The organism is Variovorax sp. dw_308 (assembly GCF_019207085.1).
Lineage (GTDB): Bacteria > Pseudomonadota > Gammaproteobacteria > Burkholderiales > Burkholderiaceae_C > Variovorax.
Genome location: NZ_JAATOM010000062.1, coordinates 1 through 5289, shown reverse-complemented (window position 1 = coordinate 5289; position 5289 = coordinate 1). Strand labels below are relative to the sequence as shown.

Below are 5289 nucleotides of genomic sequence, written 5' to 3'. Positions count from 1 at the left end.
TGTTCGTGTCTCCTGAATGGGTGTTGGATCGATGATGGAACTGTATGGATCGCGACGAAGTGACGCTTCGCAAGTTGCGACATGCATTTCGCTTTTCATGCCAGAATCCGTGCTCTGAATTCACCGTTCACACCATGGTCCCGCTGGTTCGTGCCGCCGCCCTGACCAACTTCCTGGAGGTCGCCGAGAGCCTCGGCTTCAATCCCAGGGAGGCCCTGCGGCATGCGGGCCTCAGCCAGAGCCTGCTGAAGGATCCCGAGCAGCGCATTTCGGCGGATGCGGTGGTGGCCTTGCTCGAGGAGGCGGCGGCCGGCTCGGGCTGTGACACCTTCGGCCTGCGAATGGCGGAGTCGCGGCAGCTGTCGAACTTCGGCGTCGTGAGCTTGCTGATCACCCACCAGGCGACCTTGCGCGATGCGCTCGTCACCACCATCGATTACAGGCACCTGCTCAACGACAGCCTGGCGATGCAGCTCGAGGATGCCGGCAGCCTGGTGATCCTGCGGCAGGAGCTGGTGGCCACGAAGCTGGGTCGACAGGGCACCGAACTGGCACTGGGCGCTGTCTTCAGGATGTGCAAGGCCCTCATGGGCGCGCAATGGCAGCCCAACAGCGTCAACTTCGTCCACTCGGCGCCCTCCGACCTGCGCCTGCACAACCGCTTGTTCGCCTGCAGGCTCGTATTCGACAGCGAGTTCAACGGCATCGTCTTCGCTGCGAAGGACCTGGAGGCGCCCAACCCGCATGCCGACCCGGCCATGGCACGCTACGCCCGGCAATTCGTCGAATCGCTGCCGCAGTCGCATGTGCATTCGGTTGTGCTGGAGGTGCGCAGGGCGATCTACCTGATGTTGCCCATGGGACGGGCCACCAGCGAAACCGTGGCGCTGGGCTTGGGCATGAGCGTGCGTTCGATGCAGAGGCAACTCGATGAAGCGGGGGCGAGCTTCACGTCCCTGCTCAATGCGGTGCGGTCCGAACTGGCTCCTCGCTACATGGAGAACCCCAAGTTCAGCCTCAACCGGATCTCCGACCTGCTCGGCTACAGCACGCAGGGTTCGTTCACGCGCTGGTTCACCGCCCAGTTCGGGCTGCTGCCGTCGAGGTGGCGGGAGCGCGAGGAAGGCATGCATCGCGCGGATGCCCGGGGGTCGGACAGAAGCTTCGAGGCGCCGACCCGCAAGACCGCGCCGGATTGATCTGCATCAATCGCGCGGGCTTCGGCGGGGCATAGCATCAGGATGCCCCCTGGACGCCCCCGCGTGAGCGCGCGATCACGCGAGGGCGGGCAGCGGATCGATGCAGCCGCGCGCACCGACCTGCCGCATCCGGCAGCATGATGGTTGCGTCGAGGCTCCATTTTCAACAGGAGAGCGTCATGGAACGAAACAAGAAGGGTCATCACCATGCTCATCGGGCCGAGGCCGACCCTCCTGCGGAGGATGCGTCGGTGCAGGAGAACGACGCCGCGGCAGTGTCGGAGCACGACAAGCCGCTGTCGAGCAAGGTGTATCTGCGGTCGCTCAAGGAGCTGCATGTCGAACTGGTGCGCTTGCAGCAGTGGGTCCAGCACGCTGGCCTGAAGGTCTGCGTGCTGTTCGAGGGGCGCGACGGGGCAGGCAAGGGCGGCACCATCAAGGCGATCACCGAGCGCGTGAGTCCCCGGATCTTCCGCGTGGTGGCCTTGCCGGCCCCCAGCGAACGACAGAAAAGCCAGATGTACATCCAGCGCTATATCCCGCACCTGCCGGCGGCCGGCGAGGTCGTGATCTTCGACCGAAGCTGGTACAACCGCGCTGGCGTGGAGCGCGTCATGGGCTTCGCCTCCGAAAGCCAGGTCAGGGACTTCCTGACGGCGACGCCGCTGGTCGAGCAGGCGATCATCCAGTCGGGCGTGATCCTGCTGAAGTACTGGCTCGAGGTGACGCCCGAGGAGCAGACTCGCCGGCTGACGCAGCGCATCGACGACGGGCGCAAGATCTGGAAGCTCACGGGCATGGACCTCAAGTCCTATGGCCGCTGGTACGACTATTCGCGCGCGCGCGACGACATGCTCCAGGCCACGGACCTGCCGTCGTCGCCATGGTTCATCGTGCGTTCCGACGACAAGAAGCGCGCCCGGCTCAACATCATCAAACACATGCTGGAACACATTCCCTACGAGAAGCTGCCGCGGGAAAAGGTGAAGCTGCCCAAGCGCCAGCAACGCGGCGACTACAAGGAGCCTCCGGTGCCGCTCAGGTTCATCCCCGAGATCTACTAGGACCCGGGGCGCGCCATGGGCCTGTTCCTTCCGGTGAGCCTGCAGTTCGATGGCCGGCGAGTGGCGGTGCGCAAGCTGGCAAGGCGTCCCGGCTTCGAGGACTTGCCCGACCCGCACGACACCGCGGCCCGCATCGCGCAATGCCACCTGCGCAGTGGCGATGCAGCAGCAACACGCTGACGCGCCGGCGTCGCCGGCACGCTTCGGGGTGCCGGACTGGATCCGCGCCTACCAATCCGGGTGGCTCAAGCCCGACGTCGTCGCCGGGCTGATTGCCGCCGCCGTCGTCATTCCCAAGGCGCTGGCCTACGCGACCATCGCGGGCCTGCCCGTGCAGGTCGGCCTCTACACGGTGTTCGTGCCGATGGTCATTTATGCGCTGCTCGGAACGTCCCGCCCGCTCAGCGTGAGCACCACCACGACGCTGGCGATCCTGACGGGTTCGGCGCTGGCGGCGGTCACGTCGGGCGATGGCGCGGCGAGCATCGTGACCGCCTGCGCCACGCTGACGCTGCTCTCGGGGGCCGTCCTCGTGCTCGCCGGCCTGTTGCGGCTGGGCTTCGTCGCCAACTTCATCTCGGAGCCGGTGCTGGTCGGCTTCAAGGCCGGCATCGGCATCGTGATCGTGCTGGACCAGTTACCCAAGCTGCTGGGCATCCATTTCGCGAAGGGATCGTTCCTGCAGAACCTGCTCCACATCGTGCAGGGCATTCCGGAGACTTCGCTGGCGACACTCGCCGTCGGCGCGACCACGGTGGCCGTGCTCGTGGCGATGGAGCACTTCACCCCGCGTGCACCCGCGCCGCTGATCGCGGTGGCCGGCAGCATCGCCGCGATGAAGTTGCTGGGACTGGACCGCTACGGCGTGGAGGCCGTGGGTACGGTCCCCACCGGCCTGCCGGCCGTGACGCTCCCGGACGTGCACCTGCTCGCGCAGCTGTGGCCCGCCGCACTGGGCATCGCGCTGATGAGCTTCACCGAGACGATCGCGGCCGGGCGCGCCTTCGCGCAAACCGGAGAGCCGGTGCCGCAACCGAACCGGGAACTGCTGGCCACCGGCCTGGCGACTGCGGGCGGTGCGCTGCTGGGCGCGATGCCCGCTGGCGGCGGCACCACGCAGACGGCGGTGAACCGGCTCGCGGGTGCACGCACCCAGCTGGCGGAACTGGTCACGGCCGCGGCTGCGCTGCTGACGGCGCTGCTCCTCGCGCCTTTCATCGGGCTGATGCCACACGCCACCCTGGCCGCGGTGGTGATCGTCTATTCGGTCGGGCTCATCAAGCCTGCGGAATTCAGGGCCATCATCCGCGTGCGGCGCACGGAGTTCGTCTGGGCGCTGGTGGCCGCGGCCGGCGTGGTGCTGCTCGGCACGCTGCAGGGCATCGTCGCGGCAATCGTCGTTTCGCTTGTGGCACTGGCCTACCAGATGTCGGACCCGCCCGTTCATGTGCTGGGACGCAAGCCCGGCACCAACGTGTTCCGCCCCCGAAGCCCCGAGCACCCCGAGGATGAGGTTTTCCCGGGCCTGCTGATACTGCGGCCGGAAGGGCGCGTCTACTTCGCCAATGCGCAGCAGGTCGGACGCAAGGCGCAGGCCTTCGTGGACGAGGCGCGGCCCAAGGTGGTGGTGCTGGACATGGGTGGCGTGTTCGATCTCGAGTACACCGCGCTCAAGATGCTGATCGAAGCCGAAAAGAGGCTGAGCGACAGCGGCACCGCCCTGTGGCTCACGCGGCTGAACCCGGGCGTGCTCGAGATGGTGCAGAGATCGCCGCTGGGCCAGACGCTGGGGCGCGAACGGATGATCCTCAACACGGAGCAGGCTGTTGCGCGATTCGTGAAATGAAGCGCCGGCGCGCCGCGCAATGGCGGCACCGGCAGGAAGGAACCCGGCGGCGCGGCAGCCTCAGCCTGGAGACGCCGCCGGGGCCTTGCTCCAGCCCGGGCCGGGATTGAACGTCGTCATGGCACGTGCCGCGGCGTCGGTGCCCGCGCCCAGGTCCTTCTCGTAGACGACGCCGTCGTGGTTCACCATGAAACTCATGACGCCGGTCTTTCCGTACTGCCTGGGCCATGCGATCAATGCGAAGCCGCTGCGCATGCGCCCCCCCAGGACATAGCTGTAGGCGCCGCCTGGCGCATCCTTGCCCTGGGCCTTGAGGATCTTGAAGTCATAGCCGTGGTAGCCCTCGCCGGCATTGCCTCCGGCATAGAGCGGGCCGAGCGGACTGCGGTCCTGGCCCGGCGCGTCAGGCCAGTACAAGCCATCATGCTTGCCGGGCGAACTCGCGAATTTCTCCGCGTACTCCAGCACGGCATTGCCGTCGCGGTCCTTGAGCGCATATTCCTTCTGCGCGTCGAAATAGGCGAGCACAGCCTGCATCGCGGCCAGCTCGTTGCGGCCGATGATGCGCGTGCGCATCTGGTCTGCGCCTGCATGCGTGTCGAAGTGCCATCCACCGGCGCGCTTGATGATCGGGATGGGCAGCGTCCAGTCGCCGTCTCCGGCGGCAAGCACCGCGGTGTCGGGCTTCTCGAGCACGGTCTTGTGCTGCCGTGCCCAGGCGCCGAGGAAATCGTAGACGTCATCCCGGTCGAGGCTGCCTTCAGGAATGAAGCGTCGCCAGTCGGGCCCCAGCACCGTGCGCAGGGCCTCGAGGTCGCTGCTCGCAATGGCGTCGACCAAGGCCTGGGATGCGGCGTCGGGCGTGGAATAGGCCCGTTGGGCGATCGAGGCGCCGGGCGCCAGCGACAGCGCAAGCGCGACCGCCGCCGTCGAGGCGAGGGCGCTGAAGGAGTGTGTCTGCAGGAACATGGTCCGGGTCTTCGTGTTGGTTGAGTGCGCCATGCCAGAGTCTCCTAACGGCGTCCGCCGCCGCCTCGACCGCCACCGCCGCCGCCGCCGCCGCCGCCGCGAGCACCACCACCGCCGCCACCGGCGCGGGCGCCACCGCCAGCATGCGCACCACCGCCGGCCCGCGCCCCTCCGCCAGCCTGCGCGCCACCGCCAGCGCCAGCACCGCCGC

At 67.6% G+C, this 5289-nt stretch carries 6 protein-coding genes; 5 read left to right on the top strand and 1 reads right to left on the bottom strand.

The genetic code is table 11. From position 1 onward, the window contains the following. The first annotated feature begins 134 nt into the window (after nt 1–134). The 4 genes from HCU76_RS36015 (at nt 135) to HCU76_RS36000 (ending at nt 4109) form a co-directional block, all read left to right on the top strand. Nucleotides 135–1199, top strand: coding sequence for an AraC family transcriptional regulator (locus tag HCU76_RS36015; protein ID WP_218512022.1), 1065 nt, complete (start codon nt 135–137; stop codon nt 1197–1199). Nucleotides 1200–1378: 179 nt separating this feature from the next. Then, on the top strand, nt 1379–2263 hold the full coding sequence (ppk2, locus tag HCU76_RS36010; RefSeq protein WP_218512021.1) for a polyphosphate kinase 2: 885 nt from the start codon (nt 1379–1381) through the stop codon (nt 2261–2263). Between the two features lie 15 nt (nt 2264–2278). After that, entirely contained in the window at nt 2279–2443 is a 165-nt protein-coding gene (locus HCU76_RS36005; protein ID WP_218512020.1) for a hypothetical protein, read from the top strand. Then, nucleotides 2424–4109, top strand: a complete 1686-nt coding sequence (locus HCU76_RS36000) for a SulP family inorganic anion transporter (RefSeq protein ID WP_218512019.1) — start codon at nt 2424–2426, stop codon at nt 4107–4109. The genes HCU76_RS36005 and HCU76_RS36000 overlap by 20 nt, the downstream gene beginning before the upstream one ends. Nucleotides 4110–4169: 60 nt before the next feature. On the opposite strand, the gene HCU76_RS35995 is transcribed toward HCU76_RS36000, so the two are convergent. Next, nucleotides 4170–5111, bottom strand: coding sequence for a DUF2950 domain-containing protein (locus HCU76_RS35995; protein ID WP_256354746.1), 942 nt, complete (start codon nt 5109–5111; stop codon nt 4170–4172). Here HCU76_RS35995 and HCU76_RS35990 point away from each other — a divergent pair. Continuing rightward, nucleotides 5099–5289: hypothetical protein (locus HCU76_RS35990; RefSeq protein ID WP_218512018.1), on the top strand; the 191-nt coding region annotated here is incomplete at its 3' end. The two genes, HCU76_RS35995 and HCU76_RS35990, sit on opposite strands and share 13 nt — an antisense overlap.

What these genes read in the sequence shown, in the direction of transcription:
- HCU76_RS35995 (WP_256354746.1), bottom strand. Translation starts at nt 5,111, where the DNA reads ATGGCGCACTCAACCAACACGAAGACCCGGACCATGTTCCTGCAGACA.
- HCU76_RS36005 (WP_218512020.1), top strand. Translation starts at nt 2,279, where the DNA reads ATGGGCCTGTTCCTTCCGGTGAGCCTGCAGTTCGATGGCCGGCGAGTG.
- ppk2 (WP_218512021.1), top strand. Translation starts at nt 1,379, where the DNA reads ATGGAACGAAACAAGAAGGGTCATCACCATGCTCATCGGGCCGAGGCC.
- HCU76_RS36000 (WP_218512019.1), top strand. Translation starts at nt 2,424, where the DNA reads ATGCAGCAGCAACACGCTGACGCGCCGGCGTCGCCGGCACGCTTCGGG.
- HCU76_RS36015 (WP_218512022.1), top strand. Translation starts at nt 135, where the DNA reads ATGGTCCCGCTGGTTCGTGCCGCCGCCCTGACCAACTTCCTGGAGGTC.